Origin of the sequence: Uliginosibacterium paludis, from assembly GCF_039631355.1 — a bacterium.
Classification (GTDB): domain Bacteria; phylum Pseudomonadota; class Gammaproteobacteria; order Burkholderiales; family Rhodocyclaceae; genus Uliginosibacterium; species Uliginosibacterium paludis.
The window spans coordinates 1-25,580 of record NZ_JBDIVF010000008.1; the positions used below are offsets into that span (position 1 = coordinate 1).

Sequence of the window (25,580 nt, forward strand, 5' to 3'; positions counted from 1 at the left end):
CGAGCGCAGATCCCCTCGTGCCGTACGCATGACCAAAACCCACTACCCCATCAAGAAAAATGCCGCTCAGTCTTAACTGAGCGGCATTGCGTCAAAGCGGGGCCCTGTCACTATCGCCAGCTCCCACCCCCAAAACAGGCAGGCCGGAATGAATGCCTTCGTCAGGCCTTCTTGAAACTCAGCTTTTCCTTGATGCGTGCAGACTTGCCCGAACGCGAACGCAGGTAATACAGCTTGGCGCGACGCACATCACCACGACGCTTCAACTCGATGCTGGCAACCAGCGGCGAGTAGGTCTGGAATGTGCGCTCGACCCCCTCACCCGAGGAAATTTTGCGAACGATAAAAGAAGAGTTCAGGCCGCGATTGCGCTTGGCGATCACGACGCCTTCGTAAGCCTGCAGACGCTCACGGTTACCTTCCTTGACCTTCACCTGGACGATGACGGTATCACCAGGAGCAAACTCAGGGATAACCTTGCCGAGACGAGCAATTTCTTCTTGCTCGAGTTGTTGAATCAGGTTCATGCGTATCTCCATTCAAATATCAAAGGCCACATATCGGCCGCACGCGCAGAGCAGATCGCCACCTGATGCGCGCCTCTTCATTCCTCGCGAAAAGTCGCGAGTCTCGATTCCTGCCTGAACTCCTCAAGCAGCAATTTTTCTTCCTTGCTCAACACCCGTCCAGCCAAAAGATCCGGACGCTTCAGACTGGTCACTCCCAGCGCCTGCTTCAAGCGCCAGCGCCGGATGGCAGCATGATTACCCGAAAGAAGGACGGCGGGAACTTTTGCTCCGGCACGGTCCTCAGGCCTCGTATAGTGAGGATAGTCCAGCAACCCATCTACAAAAGAGTCCTCGACCGCAGAATCCGCGTCATTGAGGGCTCCTGGCAGCAGCCTGATGATGGCATCCATCATCAGCATTGCAGGAAGCTCTCCGCCAGAAACCACCAGATCCCCGACCGAAACCTCTTCATCGACGACTTCATCAAGCAGTCTCTGATCAACCCCCTCGTAGCGCCCACACAGCAACACGAGCGAAGGACATGCTGCCAGACGAACAACCGCTTCGTGATCGAGCGCCCGCCCCTGCGGCGACAGATAAATCACCCTGCTTGCCGGAGACTCGCGTCGAGCAGCACCAATCGCCCGGGACAAGGGATCTGCCAGCATGACCATTCCCGGACCGCCACCATAAGGACGATCATCCACCGACCGATGCAAATCCTCGGTAAAGTCCCTCGGATTCCAGCAGTGCAGAGACCACAAACCCCGCTCCGCAGCACGTCGCGATATTCCGAAATCACGCAAGGCCGCGAACATCTCGGGAAAAATCGTGATGACATCGAACCGCCGACAACCCTCAGGCGCTTCAATCACCAGTCTTGCTCCCAATCAACCCTTATCACCCCTAGGGAGAGATCAACCTCTTCCACATAGGCAGCAACAAAAGGGATCAAGCGCTCGGTCTCGCCATCCTGAATCTGGAGTACGGCATGCGCACCAGTCTCGATGAGCGCATCCACACGCCCCAAAGCCACACCGCCACGTCCGACGACCGCCAGCCCGACCAAATCGGTCCAGTAGTACTCATCCTTGGCCGTTTTCGGCAAGGCTTCACGAGGCGCCGCGAGGTACCAACCATCAACCGCCTCAGCGGCCGTCCGGTCAGAAATCTCCGAAAGGGCCAGCACGACACCCTTGCCATGAGGCCTTAATCCATTCGGACTGACGGCCCGCCAGTCTTCTGAAGACTGTGATTCGGGATTCCGCCCGATCCACCACTGCGGCATTCTGCGCCACGACAGCGGATCATCCCCGAGAGGCTGAACCTTCAGCCAGCCATGAATACCGAAAGGGGCGACAATGCGCCCCATCAAGATCATGGCCATCGAGCAATCAGGCTGCAGCCTTGGCGCCCTGCTTCACCAGACGGGCAACCGTCGGGGAAAGCTGCGCGCCGTTCTGTTGCCAATAAGCAAGGCGCTCGGCGTTCACGGACAGCGCAACTTCAGAACCGGAAGCAACCGGGTTGTAATAACCCACGCGCTCGATAAAGCGACCATCACGGCGGTTACGGGAATCGGCCGCAACGATGTTGAAGAACGGGCGCTTCTTAGCGCCGCCACGTGCAAGACGGATGACAACCATGTTCAGTATCCTGAAAAATCCGGTAGCAAATTACCGAAAACCGCGAATATTAGCCCAGCAAACGTCCTGGCACAAGAGCCAAGACCAGCAAGCGCAGTTCCGGAACGTTTGGTGCCGCTTATCTGAATCGAACAGATGACCTACCGCTTACAAGGCGGTTGCTCTACCAACTGAGCTAAAGCGGCATTCCGAGAGACTGACCGGGCAAATCGGGCATTTCAAACCCCCATCCCGCGATCAGGGCGCGCATTATACATCAGCTCCGAGGAACGACATCATTTCGGGCGTGTTATCGTGCGTCTGGTACGAATCCGCCTGCCATCGGAGACCCCATGCCCGTTGTACAGCGCCCTGCGTCACTGCAAGTCCTCCTTGTCGAGGACGACGAAAACGACGCTGCATTGCTTGAACACCATCTGACCAGAGAGGGCTATACCCTCGAAACCCGCCGTGTCTTCACCTTGCACGATCTGGATGCCGCGCTGCAGGAGAATCGCTGGGATGTCGTCATCTCCGACTATCTTCTGCCTGGCTTCACCGCTGCTGATGCACTGCACTCGGTCATCAGCCTCTGCGAGAACACGCCCTTCATTGTCGTCTCCGGCATGCTCGACGAAGAGACCGCCTGCCGGATGATGCAGGCCGGTGCCCAAGACTATCTGAGAAAGGATCGCCTGGATCGCCTGGCGCCGGTCATTGAGCGGGAGCGGCGCGAGGCCAGAATCCGCCAGGAACGTAGAGCTGCCCTGGAAGCGGTGAGTGCCAATGAGCTCCGCTTCCGCACGCTCTCCGCCAACATCCCCGGCGTACTCTTCCAGATGCGGCAGATCGGCCGCGGGGCGCCCAGCTTCCTGTTCGTGAGCGAAGCCAGCATGATGCTGATGGGCGTGCCGGCCGGAGAGCTCATGCGGAGACAGGACCCGGTACTGGACTTTGTTTTGCCCGACGACCGCAGCAGCCTCGAGTCCGCACTGCTTGACGCGGGCAGCCGTGGCGCCACCCTGAACTGGGAAGGTCGGATTCTTGCGTCTGGGGCGGACATCAAATGGGTCAACATGCGCTGCTCACCGCGAAGTCTGGACGAGGCCACGCTTCTGTGGGAAGGCGCGATGTGGAACATCACCCACAGCAAGGTCACGGAGGCCGAGCTCCGTGCTTCCCGTGCGCAACTGGCGGAACTCTCCGAGCACCTGCAGCGGGTCAAGGAAGAAGAGCGCGACCGCATTGCCCGCGATATCCATGACGTACTCGGCGGGACGCTCGTCGGCATCAAGATTTCGGCCAAGCTGCTCGCCGGCAAGCTGGGCAAGAACGAGCCCTTGCTGCTCGACCACATCGCAGACATCGAAACAATGCTCGACGACGCCATCAGCACCGCAGGCCGCGTCGCGCGCGAGTTGCGCCCGGGCATCCTGAAGGAGTTCGGCCTGGCAGCCGCCATTGAAAGCTACGCCGAAGACTACTCCCACCGCGTCGGCATCCCCTGCTCCGTCCTGTGCGCCGACTACGACATCGAAACCGGCGAAGACACCGCCCTGGCGCTCTTCCGCACCTATCAGGAAGCGCTGACGAACATCAGCAAGCACGCTGGCGCCAGCCATGTCGAAATCCGACTGATGCAGGAGGATGACGAGATCGTTCTGGAAATCAGCGACGACGGCCGCGGCCTGGCAGAGCAGGACCTGCGCAAGCCAAAGTCCTTCGGGCTGCGGAGCATACGGGAAAGACTCAACGGACTGGGAGGGCGTATGGAGTTGCAGAACCGCACGCCGCGTGGAACAACTGTCACGCTGCGAGCTCCTGCGCATCCCGCAGCATTGCAAGCCAAAGCCGAGCTCTCCCGTCTGCAGGCGGGGACAAACCGAAACCAGAATAACGGGCCAACGCAATGACCGACAAAATCCAGGTACTGATCGCAGACGACCACGCCATCATCCGGCAAGGGCTCAAGCAGATTCTCTCCGGCACCGAAGACCTTCAGGTCACGGGCGAGGCCGACGGCGGCGTGAAAGCGCTGCAACTGATCCGGGAGAACGACTATGACGTCGTTCTGATGGATGTCTCCATGCCGGACCGCAACGGGATCGACTCGCTCAAACTCATCAAGAAAGAGTTCCCAAAGCTGCCGGTACTCATGCTGAGCATGCATCCGGAAGAGCAATACGCGATCCGCGCCTTGCGGGCGGGCGCTGCGGGCTATCTCTCCAAGCAGGGAGCTCCGGAACAGCTCGTCGTCGCCATCCGGCAGGTCGCCTCCGGCAAGAAGTTCGTGAGCGCGGCGGTGGCTGAAGAACTGGCCAACTCGATCGGAGAGGATTTCGATCGCCCACCCCACGAAAAACTGTCGGACCGCGAATACCAGACGCTGTGCATGATCGCGTCGGGCAAGACACTGACCCAGATCGCCGAGCAGCTCAACCTGAGCGTCAAGACTGTCAGCGTCTATCGGGCTCGCCTGCTCGAAAAGATGAAGCTTCGCAACAATGCCGAGCTGACCCACTACGGCCTCAAGCACGGCCTCGTCGAATAGCGCCTCCACCCCTACCCCTCAGACAGCCTGAACATGGCAGAACCCACCAGTCCGTCAGAAATCGCGCGGGAAACCCTGAGGCGCCTCGCAATGCGCCGCATCCAGCCCACGCCGGAAAACTTCCGCGAGCTCTATCACGAAATCTCCGGCATCGCCGCGGAAGACCCGTTCCCCGAACGACAGCTGAAGCAGATTGCCACCGCCTTGCCGCGCGCCACCCCGGAGCAGCTGCGGATCGCGCGCCAGTTCGAAGCAGGCCTGACGGGTTGGAGCGACTTCCGCCAGCAACTCGTCGCCAGCCTTGGCGCCCGGGAAGAACTCCCCTGGAATGCGCTGATCAGGGACTTGCTCCAGCAGCTGGAAAGGCGCCAGCAAGGGCTCAACAGCGTCGTCAAGCAGGAAGCGCTATCCCGCGTGCTGGAAAGCAGCGTTGACCCCGAGCTTCTCCACACCCGACTGAGTGGCCTGATCAAGGGCTGGGCGCAGATTCCAGGCGCCATGAGTGCTCCGACCCCTCTTGACGACGAGGCCACGCCACCGGCGCAAGCGCCCACGGCCGCCGCAACAACGACGATCCCGACAGCAACGGACGCCTGGCGAAGTCTTCTGGCCGACACGCTGGACACGGCGATCGGCATGTTGCTCATCGACACGCCGGAGCTCGCAGGTGAAGCCAAGGCGCTGGGCAACATGCTGCGCAAGCCCGAGCCCGGCACCGAGCAGGCCTTCAGCGAACGCCTGAAACAGTTTTCCTACAAGGTCCAGTGGGTTGCGCAGGATCAGAGCTACATCCGCCAGGCCCTTCTGAACCTGCTTCAGCTCCTGATCGAAAACATCAGCGAACTGGTCGTGGAAGACAAGTACCTGCAGAACCAGATGTCGGTACTGCTCGAGCTTTTCCGCAAGCCGCTCGACAAGCATTCGCTCGAGGAGTTGGGCGAACGTCTGCGCGACGTGATTTTCAAGCAGGGCACCCTCAAACGCAGTCTGACCGACGCACAGGACAAGCTGCGCGAGATGCTCGAGCACTTCGTGCAGCGTCTGGGCGAGCTGGCTGACAGCACCAGCGACTACCACGCAAAGGTCAGCGTCTTTGCCGACCGGGTCGCATCCGCTTCAAGCCTGCCCGAGCTCTCCGGGCTCATTACTGAAATCGTCCGCGAAACACGCCAGATCGAATCGAAGGCACTCCACTCCCAGGAAGAACTGCAGAGCCTGCGCGCCGCGGTCGACCAGGCCAACCGTGAAATCGCACGCCTGGAAACCGAGCTTGAAACCGCCAGCGAACTCGTTCGTCACGATCCGCTGACCGGCGCACTCAATCGCAAGGGGCTTGACGAGATGATCGCGCGCGAACTGGCGCGCATGCAGCGACGCAAGACCCGTCTTTCCATCGCGCTGCTTGATGTCGATGATTTCAAGAAGCTCAACGATACCTTCGGCCACACCACCGGGGATGAAGCCCTCAAGCATCTGGCCCGGGTGATCCGCGAAAACATCCGGCCGCAGGACTCTTCCGGCCGCTATGGTGGCGAGGAATTCCTCATCCTGCTGCCGGACACCGGCCTCGAAGACGGCCTCTCCGCGCTGCGGCGCCTGCAGCGCGAGCTGACCCGCCGCTTCTTCCTGCATGACAACCAGAAGCTGCTGATCACCTTCAGTGCGGGCGTCGCAGAGGTCATGCCGGATGACCAGGAGGTCCAGCAAGTCATCGATCGGGCCGACAAAGCCATGTACCGGGCCAAGAAAGCCGGCAAGAACCGCGTAGAGGGCGGCTAGCGGGCGGCAGCCCGCAAACGGAGCAAGGCCGCGTCATCCAGCTGCTCGATCCGCAGGACTTTCTGCCGCGATGTCTCGCCGCTGAGCAGCGTCACCGCGCGCCGCGGTACACCGGTGAATTCCGCAATGAAGGCCAGCAGGCAGGCGTTTGCCTTGCCATCCACCGGCGGCGCGGCCAGCCTGACTTTCAATGCCTCGCCGTGCAGACCCGCAAAACCGGTCTGCCGCGCCCCCGGCTGCACATGCAGGCTCAGCGTCACGACGCCAGCGGCCTGCAGGCGGATTGCCGGCGAGTCGTCCATCCCGTTCAGGGTAGCCAGAACAGCAGAACCTGCAGGATCAGCAGCAGCACCAGAGGCGAGAGGTCGACATTCGCAATGGGCGGAACGACCCGGCGGATCGGCGCCAGGAAGGGGCGTGTGAAAGCATGGATCGGGCCGGCCAGCGGCGAATGTGGATTCACCCAGGACAGCACCGCCCCGATGATCACCACCCACATGAGCATCTGCAGAGCGGATTTCACCAGCCCGAGCAGCCCCAGCAACAGCGCGGCGGGCACAAGGTGCGCGGGGTTCGTCACCCCTGCCAAGAACTGCAGGATCAACACAACCGCCACCTGAATCAGCCAGGCAGGCAGCAAGGAGCAGAGATCAAGCCGACCGACGCCCGGCACGATCTTCTGGAACGGAATGACCGCCCAGTTGGTCGTGGCAAGCACGAACTGGCCGAGCTGGCCGACAAAGGAAATCCGCAGAAAGCGCATCACGGTGCGGATCAGCAGCAGCGCAGTGAAAAAGCTGGCGACGGCCTGCAGGATCAGGGCAAAGGTTCCACTCAGCATCGCGATCTCCTCAATCCTTGCCCAGCTGGTCGCCCAGCTCGGCACCACGTTTTGCCGCAGCGTCGAGCGCGCGTTCGATCAGCGGCAGAAATCCACCCTCGGCCATGCAGCCCAGCGCGGCTGCGGTTGTTCCGCCTTTGGAAGTCACCCGTTCGCGCAGGATCGCGGGCGACTCCGGGCTGGCGTCAGCCAGTGCGGAAGCCCCCACCAGCGTGCGAATGGCAAGCTTGCGCGCGACTTCCGCCGGCAGTCCGAGCTTCACGCCGCCCTGCTCGAGCGCCTCGATGAAATGGAAGACGTAGGCCGGCCCGCTGCCGGATACCGCCGTCACCGCATCGATCAGAGATTCATCGTCCACCCACACGCTCTCACCCACCGCCGCCAGGATCCGGCTGACCGTCTCGCGCTGCGCCGCGGACACCGCCGCGGCCGCAAACAGGCCGGTCATGCCCTGACCGATCAAGGCCGGGGTATTGGGCATGGCCCGCACCAGCAGGGCATGCCCGCCCAGCCAGCGTGAAAGATCCGCCAGGCGCAGGCCCGCGGCGATGCTGATCACCAGCTGCGCACCAAGCTGCCCTGCCACCGGGGCCAGTGCCTCGCGCATCTGCTGCGGTTTGACCGCCAGCACCAGAACGTCACAGGCCAGTGCAGTGGGGTCCAGTCCGGCCACGGCGCGTACGCCGAAGTCCTGAACGAGCCGCTCGCGCGCACTCTCGTAAATTTCCGCTACCTGGAGATCCCCCGCCTCAAAACCCTGCTTGAGGAGCCCGCCGATCAGGGCGGAAGCCATGTTGCCGCCGCCCAGGAATGTGATCTTCATGTTTGCCTTGATTGAAAGCGATTGATGGGATGTCAGACTGCCTGCCGCACTCGGGTACCGAAGATCGCCGAGCCGACGCGCACCATGGTCGAGCCCTCCTCGATGGCCAGCTCGAGGTCATCCGACATGCCCATCGACAGCATGTCGAGCGGCAGGCCGGTCATGGCGCGCAGGTCATCGCGCAGCTCGACCAGTTGCCGGAAGCGGCCACGCAGGCGCGCCTCGTCCGGCCCCGGCTCCGGAATGCACATCAGGCCCGCCAGTTCGATCCGCGGCAACGCGGCCACGGCCTGCGCCAGCGCGGGCAGCTCATCGGGCGCCACACCGCTCTTGCTCTCCTCGCCGCTGACGTTCACCTGCAGGCAGATCCGCAGTGGCGGCAGGTGCACGTCACGCTGTTCGGACAGGCGCTGAGCAATCTTCAGCCGGTCTACCGAGTGCACCCAGGCGAAATGGTTCGCGATGAGGCGGGTCTTGTTGCTCTGGATCGGCCCGATGAAATGCCACTCGATCGGAAGATCGCCCAGCTCGGCCATCTTGTCGATGGCTTCCTGGACATAATTTTCACCAAACGCGACCTGCCCGGCAGCATGCGCTTCGCGCACGGCCGCTGCGGGCCAGGTCTTGGAAACCGCAAGCAGCCGCACCGCATTGTGGTGCCGTCCGCATTTCCGCCCGGCGGCTTCGATGCGTGTGCTGACTGTGCGCAGGTTTTCAGCTATGCCGGGCATATAATCGATTCAACCTATCCGCCAGAATGGTCGAAAAGTATAACAGCCGCATCCCGCGGCCCCATCCCGAATCCGGAAAGCGAAGAACTCATGGAAATCACTGAACTGCTGGCCTTTTCCGTCAAGAACAAAGCGTCCGACCTTCACTTGTCCGCCGGCCTGCCGCCGATGATCCGCGTCAATGGTGACGTCCGCCGGATCAACCTGCCGCCGCTCGAGCACAAGGACGTGCACGCCATGGTGTATGACATCATGAATGACGGCCAGCGCAAGCAGTACGAGGAGTTCCTCGAATGCGACTTCTCTTTCGCCGTGCCCAACCTGGCGCGCTTCCGGGTCAATGCCTTCGTGCAGGAACGGGGCGCCGGCGCGGTCTTCCGGACCATTCCGTCCAAGGTGCTCTCGCTCGAAGACCTGAACTGCCCGAAAGTCTTCAAGGACATCTCCGAGCAACCGCGCGGCATCGTGCTCGTGACCGGTCCGACCGGCTCGGGCAAGTCGACCACGCTGGCGGCGATGATCGACTATATCAACGAGAACGAATACGGCCATATCCTCACGATCGAAGACCCGATCGAATTCGTGCACACGCCAAAGCGCTGCCTCATCAACCAGCGCGAAGTGCACCGCGACACCCACTCCTTCTCCAACGCGCTGCGCTCCGCGCTTCGTGAAGACCCGGACATCGTGCTGGTGGGCGAATTGCGCGACCTTGAAACCATCCGCCTCGCGATGACTGCGGCAGAAACCGGCCACCTGGTGTTCGGCACACTCCACACCTCGTCAGCCGCCAAGACCGTTGACCGCGTGGTCGACGTGTTCCCGGCCGAAGAAAAGGAAATGATCCGCGCGATGCTCTCGGAATCGCTGCGTGCGGTGATCTCGCAGACGCTGCTCAAGACCAAGGACGGTCAGGGGCGCGTCGCCGCACACGAAATCATGATCGGCACCCCCGCCATCCGTAACCTGATCCGGGAAAACAAGGTGGCGCAGATGTATTCCTCGATCCAGACGGGCCAGCAGTACGGCATGCAGACGCTCGACCAGAACCTTCAGGACCTGGTCCGCCGCAACATCGTATCGCCGGGCGAAGCACGCATTCGTGCAGCCAACAAGGATCTGTTCCCGGGCAACTGAGTTCAGCCCAACCACAACGCATGACGCCGGCCAGGCCGGCACAGGGAGACCGCATGGAACGCGATCAGGCGCTCAAGTTCGTTCAGGATCTGCTCAGGCTCATGGTGAGCAAGAAGGGCTCCGACCTTTTCATCACGGCCGGCTTTCCGCCCGCCATCAAGATCGACGGCAAGATCATCCCGCAGTCGAACCAGATCCTGTCGCCGCAGCACACCCAGGAAATCGCCCGGGCGGTGATGAACGACAAGCAGGCGGCGGAGTTCGAATCAACGAAGGAATGCAACTTCGCGATTTCGCCCTCCGGCATCGGCCGCTTCCGGATGAATGCCTTCGTGCAGCAGGGCCGCATCGGCATGGTGGCACGGACCATCGCAGCCCGCATTCCGACGCTCGACGAGCTGGGCCTGCCCCCGATCCTGCGGGACATCGCGATGTCCAAACGCGGTCTGGTGATTTTCGTCGGCGGTACCGGTACCGGTAAAACCACCTCGCTCGCGGCGCTGGTCGACTACCGCAACGAGCACACTTACGGCCACATCATTACCCTGGAAGACCCGATCGAGTACGTGCACAACCACAAGAACTGCGTGGTGACGCAACGCGAGGTCGGCCTCGACACCGAAACCTGGGAAGCCGGACTGAAAAACACGCTGCGGCAGGCGCCGGACGTGATCCTGATGGGCGAGATCCGCGACCGCGAGACCATGGACTACGGCATCGCCTTCGCCGAAACCGGCCACCTCTGTCTGGCCACGCTCCACGCCAACAGCGCCAACCAGGCCATTGACCGGATCATCAACTTCTTCCCGGAAGAGCGTCGGGCGCAACTGCTGATGGATCTGTCTCTGAACCTGCGCGGCATCGTCTCGCAGCGCCTGCTGCCGAAAAAGGAAAGCAAGGGGCGCGTGCCGGCCATCGAGGTGATGCTGAACTCACCGCTGATTGCCGATCTGATCTTCAAGGGCGAGGTGCACGAGCTGAAAGACGTAATGAAACGCTCCCGCGAAATCGGCATGCAGACTTTCGACCAGGCCCTGTTCGAACTCTACGAAGCCGGTCTCATCACCTTCGAAGACGCACTGCGCAATGCCGACTCGGTGAATGACCTGCGCCTGCAGATCAAGCTCAACAGCAAGCATTCCGACCGCGATCTGCTTGCAGGTGTCCAGAATCTCGACATCATCTAGAAATCACGAATCAATCTGCTGCGCGAACCGATCTCGCCGCTGCGCGACTCGCCGTACGCCAGTATGGCTGCGTTGCTCCCGGCGACCTCGGCCCGCTCGCGACGATTTCTTCGTCATTTCACGCTCAGGGAAAATGCCGTATCGTGTCTGGTGTGGCATTTTTCATGGACGACAGGCCGAAGCAGCCAGCCCCGCACCACGTTTCAAGCAGGCTCCTTGAAGAAGCCCGCCTCTCCAGGCAGCACTAGCCGCGGTTCTGCCCCGCCACGACCTTGAACTCGAACACCCGGCAATCGAGGTCGCCGTTCATGAGCGGAGTACGCTTGGTCGCCTTGAGGCCAATGCGCTTGGCCATTTCCAGATCGGCCGTCAGGAAGTAGCAGTTCCAGCCGGCATAGCCACGCTTGAGTGTGTCACCCAGTTTCGGATACCAGTCCTGCAGCTCGTCGCCCGACGAGAGACGGACACCGTAAGGCGGGTTGCTGACCATCACGCCCTCGTCATCCGGCGCTTCGAGATCAAGCACATCACAAACGAGCAACTCCACCTTGCCAGCCAGCCCGGCAGCCGCGAGGTTGGCCTCGGCATTGGCTAGCTGGCGCGGATCGATGTCGGAGCCGAAAATCGGCAACTCCGGCTCATCACGCTGCCGGCGCTCGGCCGCGCGACGGATTTCACGCCAGAGTTCGGCATCGAAATGACGGAATTTCTCGAAGGCAAAACTGCGCGCGAGACCCGGCGCGATATCCAGTGCCATCTGCGCCGCTTCGATGAGGAAGGTGCCGCTGCCGCACATCGGATCCAGCAGGGTCTGGCCTGGCTGCCAGCCGCTGATCTTCAGGATGCCGGCCGCAAGGTTTTCCTTGAGCGGCGCTTCGACCTTGGCACGCTTGAAGCCACGCTTGTAGAGCGGCTCGCCGGAGGTGTCCAGATAGAGCGTGCAGGTTTCTTCGGTCAGGAAGGCATGAATGCGCATGTCCGGCGACACGGTATCGACGTCCGGCCGGCCGCCGCGGATCTGGCGAAAGTGGTCGCAGATGCCGTCCTTGATGCGCAGGGTCACGAAGTTGAGGCTCTTCAACGGCGACTTGATCGAGGTGACATTGATCCGCATCGTGTTGATGGTGTCGAAGTGCCGTGCCCAGGTCACCGCGCTCGCCAGCCGGTAGATTTCTTCCTCGCTGCGGTAACGGGTAAAACCGACTTTCCACAGCAAACGGGTCGCGATCCGGCTCTCGAGGTTCGCACGGTAGGCATAGGCCCAGTCGCCTTCGCTGGACACACCGCCGTGCGTCACCTCGACATGGGTGGCGCCACAGGCACGCAGCTCTTCGGCAAGCAGGGCCTCGAGCCCGCGCGGACAGGGCGCAAAAAAGGTTTCGGACATGGCGTTCAGAAGGGGCGGACGATGACAAGGATGAGGATGCCCAGCAGAAACAGCACGGGCACTTCGTTGAACCAGCGGAACCACACATGGCTGCGCCGGTTCTGGCGCTCGCGGAACTGCCGCAGCAGCACACTGCAGTAGCCGTCATAGGCGGTCAGGCAGAGCACCAGCAGCAGCTTGGCGTGCAGCCAGGGCTGACTCCACCACATGCCCGGCCCGGCCAGCGTGAAGGTAATGGCGAGGCCAAAGATCCAGGTGCCCAGCATCAGCGGCATCATGAAACGCTTGAGACGCCGCGCCATGCCCAGCAGGCGTTCGTACTCGGCGCCGGCGGTATCGCTGACCTCGGCCAGATTCACATAGATCCGCGGCAGATAAAAAAGGCCGGCAAACCAGCTGATGACGAAAAAGACATGGATTGCCTTGAGCCAGGGATAGGCCATTTCAGTTTCCTTGTTGTTCCTTGCAACGCTGCGCCAGTGCGTGCTGCAAGCCTTCCAGCACATCGGGATGACGCGGCTGCCAGCGCAGTTCGCGCCGGATGCGCGCGTTGCTGAGCCTGCGGGATTCGCTCATGAAGCTCATGCTGAGCGCCGTGAGACGCCGTGCACACTCGGCGCGGCTCAAGCGCGGCGGGCGCGGCAGGCCAGCGAGGTCGGCCATTGCATCGTAATAGTCGCCCATCCGCAAGTCCGAATCATCGCAGGTGTTGAAAACACGCAGCCGCGGCCCGCGAAAGAGCGCCAGACAGGCCGCCCGGGCCAGATCGTCGGCATGAACGTGATTGGTGAAGACATCTTCCTCTGCCCGCAGCACCGGATCCCCGCGTTCCAGACGGGCCAGCGACAGGCGCTCTGCCGCGTAGATGCCGGGTGCCCGCAGGATGCGCAGCGCGCCGCCGCTCGCCAGGGCATGCGCCCGCAGCCGCGTTTCAGCCGCGAGACGACGCCGGCCCCGCGCACTCCGTGGCGCGGGCGCGCGATGCTCCTGGACCACGGCGCCGTCGCAGTGACCATACACGCCCGAAGTGCTGACATAGACCACACTGCGCAAGAAACGCCCGCCCCGCGTGAGCGCTGCCAGCAGACGCCGGATGCGCGGATCGTCCTCGCCGGCGTCAGGCGGCGGCGCGCAGATGAGCAGGTACTCGGCCAGCCCGGCGAGGCGCCGGAGTGACTCGCGCCGGTCCAGATCGCCGCGGATCACACGCGCCCCCAAACCCTGCCAGCGGCTTGCGGCCTCGTCACTGCGCACCAGGGCGCTCACCTCGAAATGCCGGCGCAGCCAGGGCATGGCGCGTGCGGCCACGTCGCCACTGCCAATGATCAGGAGTCGATTCATGGCGCGATTATCGCAAAGCCTGCACTTTCAGTGGCCCGGTTTGCCCTGCCCCGCGCTGTGCCGGCGCAGCGAGCCTGGGCGATAATGTGCGCCTTTCCGAAACTGCCGAACCTCCCCCCATGACTCACCGGATTTCCCTCCAGCCTGGCGGCCAGTCCTTCCCGGCCGACGCTGACACCACACTGCTGCATGCCGCACTGGACGCCGGCCTGATGGTGCCTTACGGCTGCCGTGACGGCGCCTGCGGCGCCTGCAAGGCCAGAGTGACGCAGGGTAGCGTTGACCACGGACACGCGCCCTTCACCACCTTGCCGGAAACCGAACGCGAAGCGGGCATGGCGCTGATGTGCTGCGCCCGCGCGAAGACAGACCTCGAAATGGAAGTGCGCGACGTACGCTCCATTCACGACATCCCGGTCCGCAAGCTGCCCTGCCGCGTACAGTCGCTCGACCGGCTTGCAGACGATGTGATGCGCCTGGTACTGCGCCTGCCACCCAGCGAGAATTTCAGCTTCCTGCCCGGCCAGTACATCGACTTTCTGCTGCCGGGCGGTGAGCGCCGCAGTTTCTCGGTGGCCAACACGCCCAACCCCGACAACCAGCTCGAGCTTCATGTCCGCCTGATCCCCGGCGGAAAATTCACGCCCCAGGTCTTCACGACCATGAAGCCGCGAGACATCCTGCGCATCGAAGGCCCGCTCGGCAGCTTCCATCTGAAGGACGCACCGGAGCCCGGCGTGGAGCATCCCCTGGTACTCCTCGCTGGCGGCACGGGGTTCGCGCCGCTCAAGGCCATCATCGAGGACCTGATCGCACGCGGCTCGCAACGCGACATCGCGCTCTACTGGGGCGCACGCGACCGGGCCGGTCTCTACCTGCACGAACTCGCAAGCAGCTGGGAAACAGCCCTGCCGGGACTGCGCTACATCCCGGTCATCTCGGACGAAACCGCGGCTGACTGGACAGGCCGGCGAGGTCTTGTTCATGAAGCCGTCATGACCGACCTGCCCGACCTTTCGCACCACCAGGTCTATGCCTGCGGCGCGCCGGGCATGATCGAGATTGCAAAAAAGGATTTCAGCGAACGCTGCCAGTTGCCGTTAACCCACTTCTACGCAGACGCTTTCACCTTTTCTGCCGACGCCCGGAACTGATCACGATGCCGGGCATGCGGCCCGGTCATCGGAGAATCCTTCATGAGTTCCAGCGTTCTGATTACGCGCGAACCCGTCGTCAATCAGCAGCGGGCGATCACCGCCAACCGCATCATCGTGCACGCTGCCAATATCCAGCAGGCCATCCAGGCGCTGGAAAACCTGCGGCCTCACTGGCCGACGGTACACCCGGTCTTCGTGAGCCTCGGGCGGCTCGTTCCCACCCCGGAACTCCTCGAATGGCCCTTGCCGGAGAATACGCTGGTCGAATTCCCCGCGCCGGCGCTGCAGTATCCGCAGATCCAGGACCTGATCCGTCGCTTCAACGAAGCCGGCACCCCGCTGGCCCTGTCCTGGTTCCAGCCCGGTGCGGCCTGGCCCGATGGCGTGGACTGCCGCTTCACCCTCGCTGACGTCAACAAGGTCGCGTCGCCCGACAGCACGCCGGGCCTGCCACTGGCCTGGGGCCTGCCCGACGTGCCGGCTTTCGCGCGCGCCGTGCAGCAGGGTTACACCGGCGCAGCGGGCTGGTTCTTCCTGCGGGGCGTGACGCCCGCCAAGGAACTTGCGCCGGCGCATGCCCAGATCGTGCATCTGCTCAATCTGGTCCGCAATGACGCCGACATCACCGAAATCGAAACGGCTCTCAAGCGTGACGTATCCCTGCCTTACAAGCTGCTGCGCTACATCAACTCGCCCGGCTTCGGACTGATGGTGGAGGTGCAGTCCTTCCGCCATGCCGTCACCATTCTCGGCCGCGAAAAACTCAACAAATGGCTGGGGCTGCTGCTGGTCTCCGCCAGTCGCGACCCTTCGGCGCCCGCGGTCATGCAGGCCGCGATCGCGCGCGCGCGGATGATGGAAATCCTCGGCGCCCAGTTTTTCGACAAGGTACATCTCGACAATCTGTTCCTGACCGGCGCCTTCTCCCTGCTCGACGTGCTGCTCGGCACACGGCTGGACACGGTGCTTGAGCAACTCTCGCTGCCACCGGATGTGCGCGACGCGCTGCTGGGGGCGGGCGGCGCTTACGCCCCGCTGCTCAAGCTCGCGATCTCCTCGGAATCCTTCCTGCCCGACCAGTTGCGCGCGCAAAGCGAAGCCCTCGGACTGACCATGTCGCAGGTTTCTGCCGCGCTGCTGCAAGGCGTCGCGTTCGCCGATGCCCTGAGTTTCGGCTGAACACCCGGTCACGCGAATGAAAAAGGCCACTCACCAGGAGTGGCCTTTCATTTTCAAGTAGTGCAGGGACTCAGACGGTGCGACCGTAGGTATCCTCAAAACGCACGATGTCGTCTTCGCCGAGATAGGAACCGGACTGCACCTCGATGATCTCGAGCGGCACCTTGCCCGGGTTGGCCAGACGGTGAGTCGTGCCCAGCGGGATGTAGGTGGACTGGTTTTCCGACAGCAGCAGCACCTTGTCGCCGTTCGTGACTTCCGCCGTTCCGCTCACCACGATCCAGTGTTCGGCGCGATGGTGGTGCATCTGCAGCGAAAGCTTGGCGCCCGGATTCACCACGATGCGCTTGACCTGGAAGCGGCCGCCCATGTCGATGCTGTCATACCAGCCCCACGGGCGATAGACCTTGCGATGGCTCGCCGCCAGCGTCTTGCCTTCCGCCTTGATGCGATTGACGATTTTCTTCACGTCCTGAGCGCGCCCCTTGTCAGCCACCATGATGGCGTCAGGCGTTTCGACCACGACCAGATCCTTTACGCCGACCGTTGCGACCAGGCGACTGTGGGAAAACACGAGGCAGGACTCGGTGTCCTCGAGCATCACTTCGCCGCGCGTCACGTTGCCACCGGCATCCTTGTCACTCACTTGCCACAGCGCATCCCATGCGCCCACATCGCTCCAGCCGGCATCCATCGGCACCACCACGGCCTCGCCCAATTCGGGATGCTCACCCAGCTTTTCCATGACTGCGTAGTCGATCGAGTCCGACGGGCAGGCACTGAAGGCGGTCTTGTCGACGCGCACGAAATCCGCGTCCCGCCCGGCCTTTTCGATGGCCACGGAGCAGGCCTGTGCAATGTCGGCGCGCAGACTTGAGAGGGCCTTCATCCAGACCGAAGCCTTCATCATGAAGATGCCGGCGTTCCACAGGTATTCGCCGCTGGCCACATAGGCTGCGGCACGCTCTGCGTCAGGCTTTTCGACAAAGGCAGACAGCTTGCGTGCCGTCTGCGCGCCCGCGCGCACTTCACCCGTGCGCAGATAACCGTAACCGGTTTCGGGACGGTCCGGCACGATACCGAAGGTCACCAGTGCGCCTTGCTCTGCCTGTTTCAGACCTTCGGCCAGCGCAGCCTGGAAAGCCGTCACATTGGTCACGATCTGGTCTGCGGGCATCACCAGCAGCACCGGATCGGCACCGTCCTGAGCGGCCACCAGCGCGGCCAGTTGCATGGCGGGTGCGGTATTGCGGCCCACGGGCTCGAGCACGATGCGATCGGTGTGCTGACCGATCTGGCGCATCTGCTCGGCGATGATGAAACGGTATTCCTCGTTGGTCACCACGATCGGACGGGCGATGTCCGCGCCGAAACCGTTGAGCCGAAGCGCGGTGATCTGGAGCAGGGATTCGTCGCCCGTCAGCGGCAGGAGCTGCTTCGGATAGGTTTCGCGCGATGCGGGCCAGAGACGTGTTCCAGAGCCCCCGGAAAGGATGACGGGTTGCAATGCCATGATCTGCTTCCTCTTTGTTTTATTGGATGAATGATTTGCTTACTGGTAACCGTCGGGATTGGCGCTTTGCCAGCGCCAGGAGTCCGCACACATTTCTGCCAGGCCGCGCTCGGCACGCCAGCCAAGCAATTCCGCGGCCAGCGCAGGGTCGGCATAGCATTGCGCCACGTCGCCGGCACGCCGGGCAACGATTTCGTAGGGCACGGGCTTGCCACTCGCGGCTTCAAACGCCCGCACGACGTCCAGCACCGAGTAGCCCTGCCCCGTGCCCAGATTGAGTTTCAGGACGCCCTTGTTGGCCGCCAGATAATCCAGCGCTCGCACATGGCCGATCGCGAGATCCACCACATGGATGTAGTCGCGCACGCCGGTGCCATCGGTCGTCGGGTAATCCCCGCCGAAAACCGACAGTTTCGCCCGCTTGCCGACCGCGACCTGCGAGACAAAGGGCATCAGATTGTTCGGAATACCGTTCGGATCCTCTCCGATCCGGCCTGAAGGATGGGCACCGACAGGATTGAAATAGCGCAGCAGCGCCACTCGCCACTCGGGGTCGGCTGCAGCAAGATCGCTCAGCACGAACTCCATCATCCATTTCGTACGGCCATAGGGATTGGTCGGGCCGGTCGGGAAATCCTCGCGGATCGGCACGCTGGCCGGATCGCCATAAACAGTGGCCGACGAACTGAACACCAGGGTCTTAACGCCTGCTTCACCCATGACTTCCGCCAGGGCAACCGTACCGGCGATGTTGTTGTCGTAGTACATCAGCGGCTTGGCCACCGACTCACCGACCGCCTTCAGTGCAGCGAAATGAATCACCGCCTCGATACGGTGCTGGGCAAACACCCGACGCAGTCCGTCTCGGTCGCACACATCGACCTCGTGCACCGCCACAAGTTTGCGCCCTGCCAGCGCCTCGACCCGCCTGAGCGACTCGGGCTTGCTGTTGCAGTAATTGTCGACCACGACAACGTCATGCCCGGCCTGAAGCAGTTCAACGCAGGTGTGAGAGCCGATATAGCCCGCACCACCGGTCACCAGCACACATGCCATTCGATTCTCCTCAGGCGTAGGTTTCGCACTGCACGAAGCGCTGACCGGCCCGGTCCTTGGCCGACAGTTGCGGTTCGATGCCTTCCAGCGGCCAGGAAATGCCCACGACCGGGTCATCCCAGGCCAGACAGCGCTCATGTTCGGGCGCGTAATAGTCGGTGGTCTTGTACAGGAAGTCAGCCGTCTCGGACAGCACCACGAATCCATGGGCAAAGCCTGCCGGCACCCAGAACTGCCGATTGTTTTCAGCGGACAGTTCCACACCTTGCCACTTTCCGAAAGTAGGCGAGTTGCGCCGCATATCGACAGCCACATCCCACACACGCCCGCTGACCACCCGGACCAGTTTGCCCTGCGGCTGCTTCATCTGATAGTGCATGCCACGAAGCACGCCGCGTGCCGAGCGGGAGTGATTGTCCTGCACGAAGTCCAGTTTCAGACCGGAGGCTTCACGAAAGACCTTCTCGTTGTAGCTCTCCATGAAAAAGCCTCGTGCGTCGCCCCAGACCTTGGGCTCGAGAATCAGCAGGCCGGGCAGTTCGCCCTGAATCACATTCATCGTATTGCTCCGTCAATCAGTGCTCAGAAATGCCAGGGCTCCGCCATGCGGGCGACCTGGTCACGCAAGTTACCGACATGCTCCTCCCACCAGCCGCGTGTATTGAACCAAGGGAAAGCTGCGGGAAAGGCGGGGTCGTCCCAGCGGCGTGCCAGCCAGCCCGCGTAGTGAATCATGCGCAAGCTCCGCAAGGCCTCGATCAGCCCCGCCTCGCGCGGATTGAACTCGGCAAAGTCCTCGTAGGCATCCACGAGCACACCGAGTTGTCTGCTCATCTCGGCGCGCTCGCCGCTGAGCAGCATCCAGAGATCCTGAACTGCCGGCCCGGTGCAGGCATCGTCGAAATCGACGAAATGTGGCCCGGCATCCGTCCACAGTACGTTGCCAGGATGACAGTCTCCATGCAGCGCGATGAGCCTGACACTGCCCGCCCGGTCATAGGATCGGCGCACGCCATCGAGTGCGGAAGCTACCGCCAGGGCATAGGCTTCACGCAAATCGGGCGGCAGGTGGGCGGAATCGAGCACAAAGGCGGAAGCCTGCTCACCCCAGGTATGGACGTCCAGCGTCAGGCGGTGGCGAAAAGTCATCGATTGACCCGCCGCATGAATCCGGCCAATGAAACGCCCGATCCAGGCAAGCACCGCGGGATCATCCAGCTCGGGTCCTCGACCGCCCCGACGCTCGAAAACGGCCAGCCGGAAACCCTCGCAATGCGCCAGGGTCGAACCATCCGGCAAAACGATGGGCGGTACAGCCGGAATCTCTGCTGCGGCCAGCGCGCGAGTGAAGGCATGCTCCTCAAGGATCGCTTCTTCGCTCCAGCGCCCCGGCCGGTAGAACTTGGCCACCACATAGCCGCCCGCATCCAGCCCGGCCTGGTACACGCGGTTTTCATAGCTGCCGAGCGCCAGCAGACGCCCGTCCGTGCGCAGGCCGGCGGCGTCGATGGCATCAAGGACGCGCTCCGGCCCCAGCGTCGCGAAGGGATGAAGGGTATCGACCTCCATCAGCCGCGCGCATCCCCCCAGCGCAGCATGGTGCGGTCATCGCCCACGTATACCGTGTGTCCGTTGCGGTCCACGCAATAGCGGGAAGAGACCACCATCTCGGCAAAGGTCATGCCGACGCCGATCCGGGTGTATTCGAAGAGCACGCTGCGGACAACGGTTGCCCCCGCACGGATATGGCTGCCGTGGCCGATCCAGGCCGGTCCGATGATGGTGGCGCCCGGTTCGATTTTCACGCTGGAGCCGATATAGACCGGGCCGACGATATTGACCGAGTCCCAGTCGATGTGGGTGTTGAGACCGACCCACACGCCCGGCCGGATCTGCTTGCCCGGCATGTCCATCTGAGCGACTTCGCCGCGCAGCACGCGCTGCAGCACCGCCCAGTAATCGGTGACACGGCCAATGTCGATCCAGTTGAAGAAGCGTTTCTGGGCGTAGAACGGCAGGTTCTGTGCCACGAGCGCCGGGAAGAGCTCGCTGCCGATGTCATACACCTTGCCGGAGGGCACCAGATCCAGTGCGGCGGGCTCGAAGATATAGATGCCGGTGGAGGCCAGCGTGCTCTTGGCTTCTTCGGGCGTCGGCTTCTCCTGGAAGGACTGGATGCGGCCTTCTTCGTCGGCCACCACGATGCCGTAGTTCTTCACCTCCGCCAACGGCACGTCGAGCGCGACCACGCTGGCGATCGCGCCCTTGCTGCGGTGCTCATGCAGTGCCGCACCAATGTCGAGATCAATCAGCGCATCCCCGCAAAGCACCAGGGTCGTCTGGTCGAAGAAACCGGAGTTGTCCTGGATGTGCTTCATGCCGCCGGCCGAACCGATCGGCTTGGGCAGGATGTCGCCGTGCTCGTAGGCGCCTTCATAGGAGTAGCCGATTTCCACGCCCCAGCGATGGCCATCGCCGAAATACTCCTCGATCTTCCGGTGCATGAATGCCACGTTGATCATGATTTCCTTCACGCCATAGCGCGCGAGGTGCTCGATGATGTATTCCAGAACCGGCTTGCCGAGGATCGGAATCATCGGCTTGGGGATGTCCTTCGTGAGCGGACGCACGCGGGTACCCTGCCCCGCAGCCAGAATCATTGCCTTGGCCATTCTCTTCTCCCTGAAAATCAAGCCGCCATTGTGGCGCAGTGATGTGACATCCCGCGCCCAATTGCGTCACAAGCGCTGCTTCAAACTCCGCGCTGACTGATGTGATCAGCCATGCGCACGTAATCCTGGACCGACAGCGTTTCGCCGCGCGCCTGCGGACTGATGGCGAGTGCCTCGAAATCGGCATCCGTCATCCATTCTCTCAGGGTATTCCTTAATGTTTTGCGGCGCTGCCCGAATGCGGCGGTCACGATCCTGCCAAACAGCGCTTCATCACGGCAGCAGCATTCGCTCATCGGCTTGGGCTGGAGGTAGACGATGGCAGAAGTGACCTTCGGCGCGGGACGGAAGGCGCCGGGCGGCACATCGAACAGATGGGCCATGTTGAAACGGTACTGCAGCATCACCGAGAGGCGTCCGTATTCCTCGCTGTCAGGCTCTGCCACCATGCGCTGGACGACCTCCTTCTGCAGCATGAAGGTCATGTCGCGCACGCGTTCGGCAAAGCTTGCGAAATGGAACAGCAGCGGTGTGGAGATGTTGTAGGGCAGGTTTCCGACCACACGCAGGGGTGCGGGCAGGCGCGCGAAGTCGAACTTGAGCGCATCTCCCTCGTGAATGGTGACCTGCTCGGGCGCATAGGTTTCCTTGAGCCGGGCAATCAGGTCGCGATCGATTTCCACCACGTCCAGATGGCCGCAGGCTGCCAGCAGCGGCACGGTCAGCGCGCCCAGGCCCGGACCGATCTCGACGATGTGCTGGGCAGGATCCGGCGCAATGGCCGTGATGATCTTGCGGATGATGTTGGGGTCGGACAGGAAATTCTGGCCGAAGCGCTTGCGCGCGGTATGACCTTGAGGCATGGCAACCTGCACGCGGTTATTGGCTGCGTGCAGCGATGAGTTCCTTGATTCGGGGGATGGCCGCGAAGCCCGCCTGCTCGCCGCGCAGGATGGCTTCATGGCGTTGCTGGAAATTGGCCGCTGGCAGGCCTTTCACATCAGGCCGGATCACCACGTCGGCATCGCGCATTTCGAAGCTGCCCAGCGTCACGCTCATGATGGAGATCGTGTCGAGCAGCAGGTCGATCCCGCCCTGATTGGATTTTCCGGTGGGCTGCTCGGAGATATCGACCGCGATGACGATGTCGGCACCCAGCTGACGTGCGGCGCGTACCGGCACCGGACTTGTCACGCCGCCATCGACATATTCCTTGCCGCGAATCACGACCGGCGAGAACACGCCCGGTACGGCAGAGGAAGCACGCACGGCAGTGCCCGGGTTGCCACTCACGAAAACCGTAGGCTGGCCTGCAGCGAGATCGGTCGCGACGACGGCGAGGCGCCGCTTGAGGCTTTCGATGGGCTTGTTGGCCAGTTGCTGATTGATGAATTTCTCGAGCGCCTCGCCCTTGAGCAGGCCGCGGCCGAACACGCTCCAGTCGGAAAAGGAGCTTTCCTCCATCTGGAATGCCATCTTCTGCAGTGCAAAGGCATCATTGCCCGCGGCATAAAGCGCACCGACCACGCTGCCCGCACTGGTGCCGACAATGATGTCCGGGCGAATCCCCTGGGTCTCGAGCGCCTTGATGACGCCGATGTGCGCGAAACCACGCGCCGCACCGCCCCCCAGAGCGAGCGCCACCTTGGGCGGCGCCTTGGCAACGACAGGAACAGGCACGGGCACCGGAGCGGGCGTGGGGGCAGAGACCGGTGCAATGTTGGTCGTGCAGGCGCACAGACCGAGAACGACGGCCAGCAGGCCGGTGGTTTTCTTCATGACAGACTCACTGACGCGCCCGGATCATGGCGAGGGCGCAATCGACCGCGGCAAACAGACTGCCCGGATCGGCCTTGCCGGTGCCGGCCAGGTCAAGCGCCGTGCCATGGTCGACCGAGGTACGGATAATGGGCAGGCCCAGGGTGACATTGATGCCGCCACCAAAGGTGGCAAACTTGAGCACCGGCAGCCCCTGGTCGTGATACATCGCCAGCACGGCATCCCCCCGCGCCAGCTGGTGAGGGGTGAAGAGCGTATCCGCCGGCAGCGGGCCGATCAGCTGCATGCCTGCCGCCCGGAGCTTCTCAAGCACCGGCTGGATCACGTCAATCTCTTCACGCCCCATATGCCCGCCCTCACCGGCATGAGGATTGAGCCCCGCCACCAGAATGCGCGGAGCCGGCAGACCGAACTTGTCCCGAAGATCATCATGCAGGATGTGCAGCACCGCCTCGAGCTCCTCGGGCGTCAGGGCGGCAGGCACCCCCTTGAGCGGCAGATGCGTGCTGGCCAGCGCGACCCTCATCCACTGACGCTCCGGACCATACTGCCCCGCCAGCATCATGACGACACGCCGGGTTGCAGTGCGCTCCGCGAGATATTCGGTATGCCCGGTAAAAGGAATCCCGGATTCGTTGATGACACTCTTCTGCACCGGAGCCGTCACCATTGCGGCGAACTCGCCGCTCAGGCAGCCATCGATGGCGAGATCCAGCGTGCGCAGCACATAGGCCGCGTTCTCGCACACCAGCTTGCCAGGCCGTGCGGGCGCGGGCAGATCGACATCCAGCACCTCGAGAACGCCCGGCGGTGTAACGGCGTCACGCCGGTAAGGCACGAAAGCAGCCTGCACTCCGGCCATCCGGGCGCGCTCGACCAGCAGCGCGTGATGGCCGATCAGGACAAAGCGGACCGGCCGGTTTGCCCTGCTCAGCGCTGCGCAGATCTCCGGGCCGACGCCGGCGGGCTCCCCCGTCGTAATCGCGATCGTGGCTTGCATCCGGATGCCTGGGCTTACTCGGGCTTGATTTCGACGTAGGCGGTATCGCGCAACTGGCGCAACCAGTCTTCATAGGCTTCGTCTGCCTTGCGCTCGCGCACGGCCTGACGCGCCGCCATCTTGCTCTGATCGGCGGTGACATCCAGTTTGCGACGTTCGACCACCTGGATCAGGTGCCAGCCGAACGGTGTCTGAACGACGCCACTCACTTCACCGGGCTTGAGTGCGTTCATCGCGCCTTCGAACTCAGGCACCGTATCGCCGGGCGATACCCAGCCCAGATCCCCCCCCTTGGTCGAGGTGATGTCGGACGAGTTCGAGCGCGCCAGCTCCTGGAAGTCCGCACCGTTCCGGATGCGCCCCAGCAAGTCTTCCAGCCGGCGCCTTGCCTGGGCTTCGTTGCTCACGTCCGCCGTGCGGATCAGGATGTGGCGGGCATGCGTCTGCTCGATCTCCACCTTTTTCGGGGCCTGATCCCGCTGATCGACGAGCTTGAAAACGTGCAGGCCGGAGGTCGTACGCAGCACACGGCTGACCTGCCCCTTCTTCATGCCGGCAAGCTGATCGGCAAACACGGAAGGGATGCGCTCGATCGGGCGCCAGTCCAGCGAACCGCCCTGCATGGCGTCCTGCGAAGAGGAGTAGCTGGCGGCGAGCTTGCCGAAGTCTTCGCCGGCATTGATCTGCTTCATGAGTGCGTCGGCACGGGCGCCCAGCGCCATCCACTGCTCGGGCGTCGCGCCATCCCTGGCGGCCAGGAAGATGTGCGAAATGAGGTATTCACGGCCGGCGGGGGATTCGTTGCCGGCCGTCATGGCGGCTTCGATTTCGGCATCGCTCACGCTCAGGCGGGGCTCGATTTCACGCTCGCGCAGGCGAACCATGATGATTTCGTTGCGGATGCTGTCCCGGAACTGCGCCCAGCTCATGCCTTCCTTTTCGACGAGCTTGGGCATTTCGGCCAGGGTCACGCGATTCTGTTCGGCAATGCGCTGGATCGCGCGATCCAGCGAGGCGTCGTCGACCGTCACGTTCATCTGCCTGGCGCGCTCGAGCTGGATGCGCTCAAGCACCATGCGCTCGAGCACTTGCTGGCGCAACTGGCTCGCCGGCGGCAGCGGCGTGCCCTGCCCGGCAAGCTGATGCTCCACCTGGGCGAGCCGGCTGCGCAGCTCGGAGGCCGTGATCACATCGTCATTGACGACCGCGGCCACCCGGTCAAGCTCTGCCGCATGCAGCTGGAAGCAGGCCGGCAATACAAGTGCGGTCATCAGGCCGCGAAACAGACTCTTCATCATCGTCGTCAAAAGCTT

The 25,580-nt window shown here is 62.8% G+C and carries 27 protein-coding genes and 1 tRNA gene; 7 read left to right on the top strand and 21 right to left on the bottom strand.

The features are described from left to right. Positions 1-161 precede the first annotated feature (161 nt). The 5 genes from rplS to ABDB87_RS16030 form a co-directional block, all read right to left on the bottom strand. The gene (rplS, locus tag ABDB87_RS16010) at positions 162-527 is read right to left on the bottom strand and encodes a 50S ribosomal protein L19 (RefSeq protein WP_345928890.1); all 366 of its coding nucleotides are present in this window, start codon (positions 525-527) and stop codon (positions 162-164) included. A gap of 77 nt (positions 528-604) precedes the next feature. After that, entirely contained in the window at positions 605-1,381 is a 777-nt protein-coding gene (gene trmD, locus ABDB87_RS16015) for a tRNA (guanosine(37)-N1)-methyltransferase TrmD (protein ID WP_385917671.1), read from the bottom strand. Continuing rightward, complete coding sequence (gene rimM / locus ABDB87_RS16020) at positions 1,381-1,890, bottom strand: ribosome maturation factor RimM (protein ID WP_345929170.1); 510 nt, start codon at positions 1,888-1,890, stop codon at positions 1,381-1,383. The genes trmD and rimM overlap by 1 nt, the downstream gene beginning before the upstream one ends. 13 nt (positions 1,891-1,903) lie before the next feature. Then, positions 1,904-2,155, bottom strand: coding sequence for a 30S ribosomal protein S16 (gene rpsP, locus ABDB87_RS16025; protein WP_345928894.1), 252 nt, complete (start codon positions 2,153-2,155; stop codon positions 1,904-1,906). A gap of 109 nt (positions 2,156-2,264) precedes the next feature. Further along, positions 2,265-2,340 (bottom strand) — tRNA-Thr (locus ABDB87_RS16030). Positions 2,341-2,487: 147 nt separating this feature from the next. Here ABDB87_RS16030 and ABDB87_RS16035 point away from each other — a divergent pair. The 3 genes from ABDB87_RS16035 to ABDB87_RS16045 are packed head-to-tail and all read left to right on the top strand — an operon-like array spanning position 2,488 to position 6,464. Continuing rightward, a complete protein-coding gene (locus ABDB87_RS16035) occupies positions 2,488-4,047 on the top strand; it encodes a hybrid sensor histidine kinase/response regulator (RefSeq protein ID WP_345928896.1) in 1,560 nt (519 codons plus the stop codon). Further along, positions 4,044-4,685 carry a response regulator gene (locus tag ABDB87_RS16040; RefSeq protein WP_345928898.1) on the top strand — a complete coding sequence of 214 codons (642 nt, stop codon included), beginning with the start codon at positions 4,044-4,046 and terminating at the stop codon, positions 4,683-4,685. The genes ABDB87_RS16035 and ABDB87_RS16040 overlap by 4 nt, the downstream gene beginning before the upstream one ends. Positions 4,686-4,718: 33 nt before the next feature. After that, positions 4,719-6,464 (top strand): GGDEF domain-containing protein, encoded by a 1,746-nt coding sequence (locus tag ABDB87_RS16045; RefSeq protein WP_345928900.1) that lies wholly within the window; start codon positions 4,719-4,721, stop codon positions 6,462-6,464. Here the strand turns inward: ABDB87_RS16045 and ABDB87_RS16050 are convergent. Genes ABDB87_RS16050 through ABDB87_RS16065 form a run of 4 tightly spaced genes read right to left on the bottom strand, consistent with a single transcriptional unit; the run spans position 6,461 to position 8,859 of the window. Next, positions 6,461-6,766, bottom strand: a complete 306-nt coding sequence (locus ABDB87_RS16050) for a DUF167 domain-containing protein (RefSeq protein ID WP_345928902.1) — start codon at positions 6,764-6,766, stop codon at positions 6,461-6,463. The two genes, ABDB87_RS16045 and ABDB87_RS16050, sit on opposite strands and share 4 nt — an antisense overlap. Positions 6,767-6,771: 5 nt before the next feature. Further along, positions 6,772-7,305: a YggT family protein gene (locus ABDB87_RS16055; RefSeq protein ID WP_345928904.1), complete on the bottom strand. Its 534-nt coding sequence runs from the start codon at positions 7,303-7,305 to the stop codon at positions 6,772-6,774. Positions 7,306-7,315: 10 nt separating this feature from the next. Further along, the gene (gene proC / locus ABDB87_RS16060) at positions 7,316-8,128 is read right to left on the bottom strand and encodes a pyrroline-5-carboxylate reductase (RefSeq protein WP_345928906.1); all 813 of its coding nucleotides are present in this window, start codon (positions 8,126-8,128) and stop codon (positions 7,316-7,318) included. A 32-nt stretch (positions 8,129-8,160) separates the two neighbouring features. Then, positions 8,161-8,859 (bottom strand): YggS family pyridoxal phosphate-dependent enzyme, encoded by a 699-nt coding sequence (locus ABDB87_RS16065; RefSeq protein WP_345928909.1) that lies wholly within the window; start codon positions 8,857-8,859, stop codon positions 8,161-8,163. 90 nt (positions 8,860-8,949) lie between these two features. Here ABDB87_RS16065 and ABDB87_RS16070 point away from each other — a divergent pair, with 90 nt between their 5' ends. Together ABDB87_RS16070 and ABDB87_RS16075 are read left to right on the top strand one after the other, a co-directional pair. Then, the gene (locus ABDB87_RS16070; RefSeq protein ID WP_345928911.1) at positions 8,950-9,996 is read left to right on the top strand and encodes a type IV pilus twitching motility protein PilT; all 1,047 of its coding nucleotides are present in this window, start codon (positions 8,950-8,952) and stop codon (positions 9,994-9,996) included. Positions 9,997-10,049: 53 nt separating this feature from the next. Then, positions 10,050-11,183: a PilT/PilU family type 4a pilus ATPase gene (locus ABDB87_RS16075; protein ID WP_345928913.1), complete on the top strand. Its 1,134-nt coding sequence runs from the start codon at positions 10,050-10,052 to the stop codon at positions 11,181-11,183. Between the two features lie 244 nt (positions 11,184-11,427). Here ABDB87_RS16075 and ABDB87_RS16080 read toward each other — a convergent pair whose 3' ends face one another. From ABDB87_RS16080 to ABDB87_RS16090, 3 genes are read right to left on the bottom strand one after another with little or no spacing between them, the layout of a single operon-like run. Beyond that, entirely contained in the window at positions 11,428-12,570 is a 1,143-nt protein-coding gene (locus ABDB87_RS16080) for a THUMP domain-containing class I SAM-dependent RNA methyltransferase (RefSeq protein ID WP_345928915.1), read from the bottom strand. A 5-nt stretch (positions 12,571-12,575) separates the two neighbouring features. Beyond that, positions 12,576-13,013, bottom strand: coding sequence for a CopD family protein (locus ABDB87_RS16085; RefSeq protein ID WP_345928917.1), 438 nt, complete (start codon positions 13,011-13,013; stop codon positions 12,576-12,578). Between the two features lies 1 nt (position 13,014). Beyond that, positions 13,015-13,911 (bottom strand): NAD(P)H-binding protein, encoded by an 897-nt coding sequence (locus tag ABDB87_RS16090; protein WP_345928919.1) that lies wholly within the window; start codon positions 13,909-13,911, stop codon positions 13,015-13,017. A gap of 119 nt (positions 13,912-14,030) precedes the next feature. On the opposite strand from ABDB87_RS16090, the gene ABDB87_RS16095 reads away from it, so the two are divergent. Next, the gene (locus ABDB87_RS16095) at positions 14,031-15,065 is read left to right on the top strand and encodes a CDP-6-deoxy-delta-3,4-glucoseen reductase (protein WP_345928921.1); all 1,035 of its coding nucleotides are present in this window, start codon (positions 14,031-14,033) and stop codon (positions 15,063-15,065) included. A gap of 42 nt (positions 15,066-15,107) precedes the next feature. Further along, complete coding sequence (locus ABDB87_RS16100; RefSeq protein ID WP_345928923.1) at positions 15,108-16,247, top strand: EAL and HDOD domain-containing protein; 1,140 nt, start codon at positions 15,108-15,110, stop codon at positions 16,245-16,247. A gap of 70 nt (positions 16,248-16,317) precedes the next feature. Here the strand turns inward: ABDB87_RS16100 and ABDB87_RS16105 are convergent, their stop codons facing one another. The 9 genes from ABDB87_RS16105 to ABDB87_RS16145 all read right to left on the bottom strand — a co-directional run bounded on the left by ABDB87_RS16105 (position 16,318) and on the right by ABDB87_RS16145 (position 25,565). After that, positions 16,318-17,760, bottom strand: coding sequence for a mannose-1-phosphate guanylyltransferase/mannose-6-phosphate isomerase (locus tag ABDB87_RS16105; protein WP_345928925.1), 1,443 nt, complete (start codon positions 17,758-17,760; stop codon positions 16,318-16,320). Between the two features lie 39 nt (positions 17,761-17,799). Further along, positions 17,800-18,816 (bottom strand): UDP-glucose 4-epimerase GalE, encoded by a 1,017-nt coding sequence (galE, locus tag ABDB87_RS16110; protein WP_345928927.1) that lies wholly within the window; start codon positions 18,814-18,816, stop codon positions 17,800-17,802. A gap of 10 nt (positions 18,817-18,826) precedes the next feature. Further along, positions 18,827-19,375 carry a dTDP-4-dehydrorhamnose 3,5-epimerase gene (gene rfbC / locus ABDB87_RS16115; protein WP_345928929.1) on the bottom strand — a complete coding sequence of 183 codons (549 nt, stop codon included), beginning with the start codon at positions 19,373-19,375 and terminating at the stop codon, positions 18,827-18,829. A gap of 23 nt (positions 19,376-19,398) precedes the next feature. After that, positions 19,399-20,385 carry a serine/threonine protein kinase gene (locus tag ABDB87_RS16120; RefSeq protein WP_345928931.1) on the bottom strand — a complete coding sequence of 329 codons (987 nt, stop codon included), beginning with the start codon at positions 20,383-20,385 and terminating at the stop codon, positions 19,399-19,401. Further along, entirely contained in the window at positions 20,385-21,488 is a 1,104-nt protein-coding gene (locus tag ABDB87_RS16125; protein ID WP_345928933.1) for a nucleotidyltransferase family protein, read from the bottom strand. The genes ABDB87_RS16120 and ABDB87_RS16125 overlap by 1 nt, the downstream gene beginning before the upstream one ends. Before the next feature lie 80 nt (positions 21,489-21,568). Beyond that, positions 21,569-22,351 (bottom strand): 16S rRNA (adenine(1518)-N(6)/adenine(1519)-N(6))-dimethyltransferase RsmA, encoded by a 783-nt coding sequence (rsmA, locus tag ABDB87_RS16130; RefSeq protein ID WP_345928935.1) that lies wholly within the window; start codon positions 22,349-22,351, stop codon positions 21,569-21,571. A 16-nt stretch (positions 22,352-22,367) separates the two neighbouring features. Further along, positions 22,368-23,267, bottom strand: coding sequence for a patatin-like phospholipase family protein (locus tag ABDB87_RS16135; RefSeq protein ID WP_345928937.1), 900 nt, complete (start codon positions 23,265-23,267; stop codon positions 22,368-22,370). 7 nt (positions 23,268-23,274) lie between these two features. Beyond that, the gene (gene pdxA / locus ABDB87_RS16140) at positions 23,275-24,267 is read right to left on the bottom strand and encodes a 4-hydroxythreonine-4-phosphate dehydrogenase PdxA (protein ID WP_345928939.1); all 993 of its coding nucleotides are present in this window, start codon (positions 24,265-24,267) and stop codon (positions 23,275-23,277) included. A 14-nt stretch (positions 24,268-24,281) separates the two neighbouring features. Next, the gene (locus ABDB87_RS16145) at positions 24,282-25,565 is read right to left on the bottom strand and encodes a peptidylprolyl isomerase (RefSeq protein ID WP_345928941.1); all 1,284 of its coding nucleotides are present in this window, start codon (positions 25,563-25,565) and stop codon (positions 24,282-24,284) included. Between the last annotated feature and the right edge of the window lie 15 nt (positions 25,566-25,580).

Bases quoted from the DNA above. Each gene is read 5' to 3' on its own strand.
- rplS (WP_345928890.1), bottom strand. From the start codon at position 527: ATGAACCTGATTCAACAACTCGAGCAAGAAGAAATTGCTCGTCTCGGC.
- rimM (WP_345929170.1), bottom strand. From the start codon at position 1,890: ATGATCTTGATGGGGCGCATTGTCGCCCCTTTCGGTATTCATGGCTGG.
- rpsP (WP_345928894.1), bottom strand. From the start codon at position 2,155: ATGGTTGTCATCCGTCTTGCACGTGGCGGCGCTAAGAAGCGCCCGTTC.
- ABDB87_RS16035 (WP_345928896.1), top strand. From the start codon at position 2,488: ATGCCCGTTGTACAGCGCCCTGCGTCACTGCAAGTCCTCCTTGTCGAG.
- ABDB87_RS16040 (WP_345928898.1), top strand. From the start codon at position 4,044: ATGACCGACAAAATCCAGGTACTGATCGCAGACGACCACGCCATCATC.
- ABDB87_RS16045 (WP_345928900.1), top strand. From the start codon at position 4,719: ATGGCAGAACCCACCAGTCCGTCAGAAATCGCGCGGGAAACCCTGAGG.
- ABDB87_RS16050 (WP_345928902.1), bottom strand. From the start codon at position 6,766: ATGGACGACTCGCCGGCAATCCGCCTGCAGGCCGCTGGCGTCGTGACG.
- ABDB87_RS16055 (WP_345928904.1), bottom strand. From the start codon at position 7,305: ATGCTGAGTGGAACCTTTGCCCTGATCCTGCAGGCCGTCGCCAGCTTT.
- proC (WP_345928906.1), bottom strand. From the start codon at position 8,128: ATGAAGATCACATTCCTGGGCGGCGGCAACATGGCTTCCGCCCTGATC.
- ABDB87_RS16065 (WP_345928909.1), bottom strand. From the start codon at position 8,859: ATGCCCGGCATAGCTGAAAACCTGCGCACAGTCAGCACACGCATCGAA.
- ABDB87_RS16070 (WP_345928911.1), top strand. From the start codon at position 8,950: ATGGAAATCACTGAACTGCTGGCCTTTTCCGTCAAGAACAAAGCGTCC.
- ABDB87_RS16075 (WP_345928913.1), top strand. From the start codon at position 10,050: ATGGAACGCGATCAGGCGCTCAAGTTCGTTCAGGATCTGCTCAGGCTC.
- ABDB87_RS16080 (WP_345928915.1), bottom strand. From the start codon at position 12,570: ATGTCCGAAACCTTTTTTGCGCCCTGTCCGCGCGGGCTCGAGGCCCTG.
- ABDB87_RS16085 (WP_345928917.1), bottom strand. From the start codon at position 13,013: ATGGCCTATCCCTGGCTCAAGGCAATCCATGTCTTTTTCGTCATCAGC.
- ABDB87_RS16090 (WP_345928919.1), bottom strand. From the start codon at position 13,911: ATGAATCGACTCCTGATCATTGGCAGTGGCGACGTGGCCGCACGCGCC.
- ABDB87_RS16095 (WP_345928921.1), top strand. From the start codon at position 14,031: ATGACTCACCGGATTTCCCTCCAGCCTGGCGGCCAGTCCTTCCCGGCC.
- ABDB87_RS16100 (WP_345928923.1), top strand. From the start codon at position 15,108: ATGAGTTCCAGCGTTCTGATTACGCGCGAACCCGTCGTCAATCAGCAG.
- ABDB87_RS16105 (WP_345928925.1), bottom strand. From the start codon at position 17,760: ATGGCATTGCAACCCGTCATCCTTTCCGGGGGCTCTGGAACACGTCTC.
- galE (WP_345928927.1), bottom strand. From the start codon at position 18,816: ATGGCATGTGTGCTGGTGACCGGTGGTGCGGGCTATATCGGCTCTCAC.
- rfbC (WP_345928929.1), bottom strand. From the start codon at position 19,375: ATGAATGTGATTCAGGGCGAACTGCCCGGCCTGCTGATTCTCGAGCCC.
- ABDB87_RS16120 (WP_345928931.1), bottom strand. From the start codon at position 20,385: ATGGAGGTCGATACCCTTCATCCCTTCGCGACGCTGGGGCCGGAGCGC.
- ABDB87_RS16125 (WP_345928933.1), bottom strand. From the start codon at position 21,488: ATGGCCAAGGCAATGATTCTGGCTGCGGGGCAGGGTACCCGCGTGCGT.
- rsmA (WP_345928935.1), bottom strand. From the start codon at position 22,351: ATGCCTCAAGGTCATACCGCGCGCAAGCGCTTCGGCCAGAATTTCCTG.
- ABDB87_RS16135 (WP_345928937.1), bottom strand. From the start codon at position 23,267: ATGAAGAAAACCACCGGCCTGCTGGCCGTCGTTCTCGGTCTGTGCGCC.
- pdxA (WP_345928939.1), bottom strand. From the start codon at position 24,267: ATGCAAGCCACGATCGCGATTACGACGGGGGAGCCCGCCGGCGTCGGC.
- ABDB87_RS16145 (WP_345928941.1), bottom strand. From the start codon at position 25,565: ATGATGAAGAGTCTGTTTCGCGGCCTGATGACCGCACTTGTATTGCCG.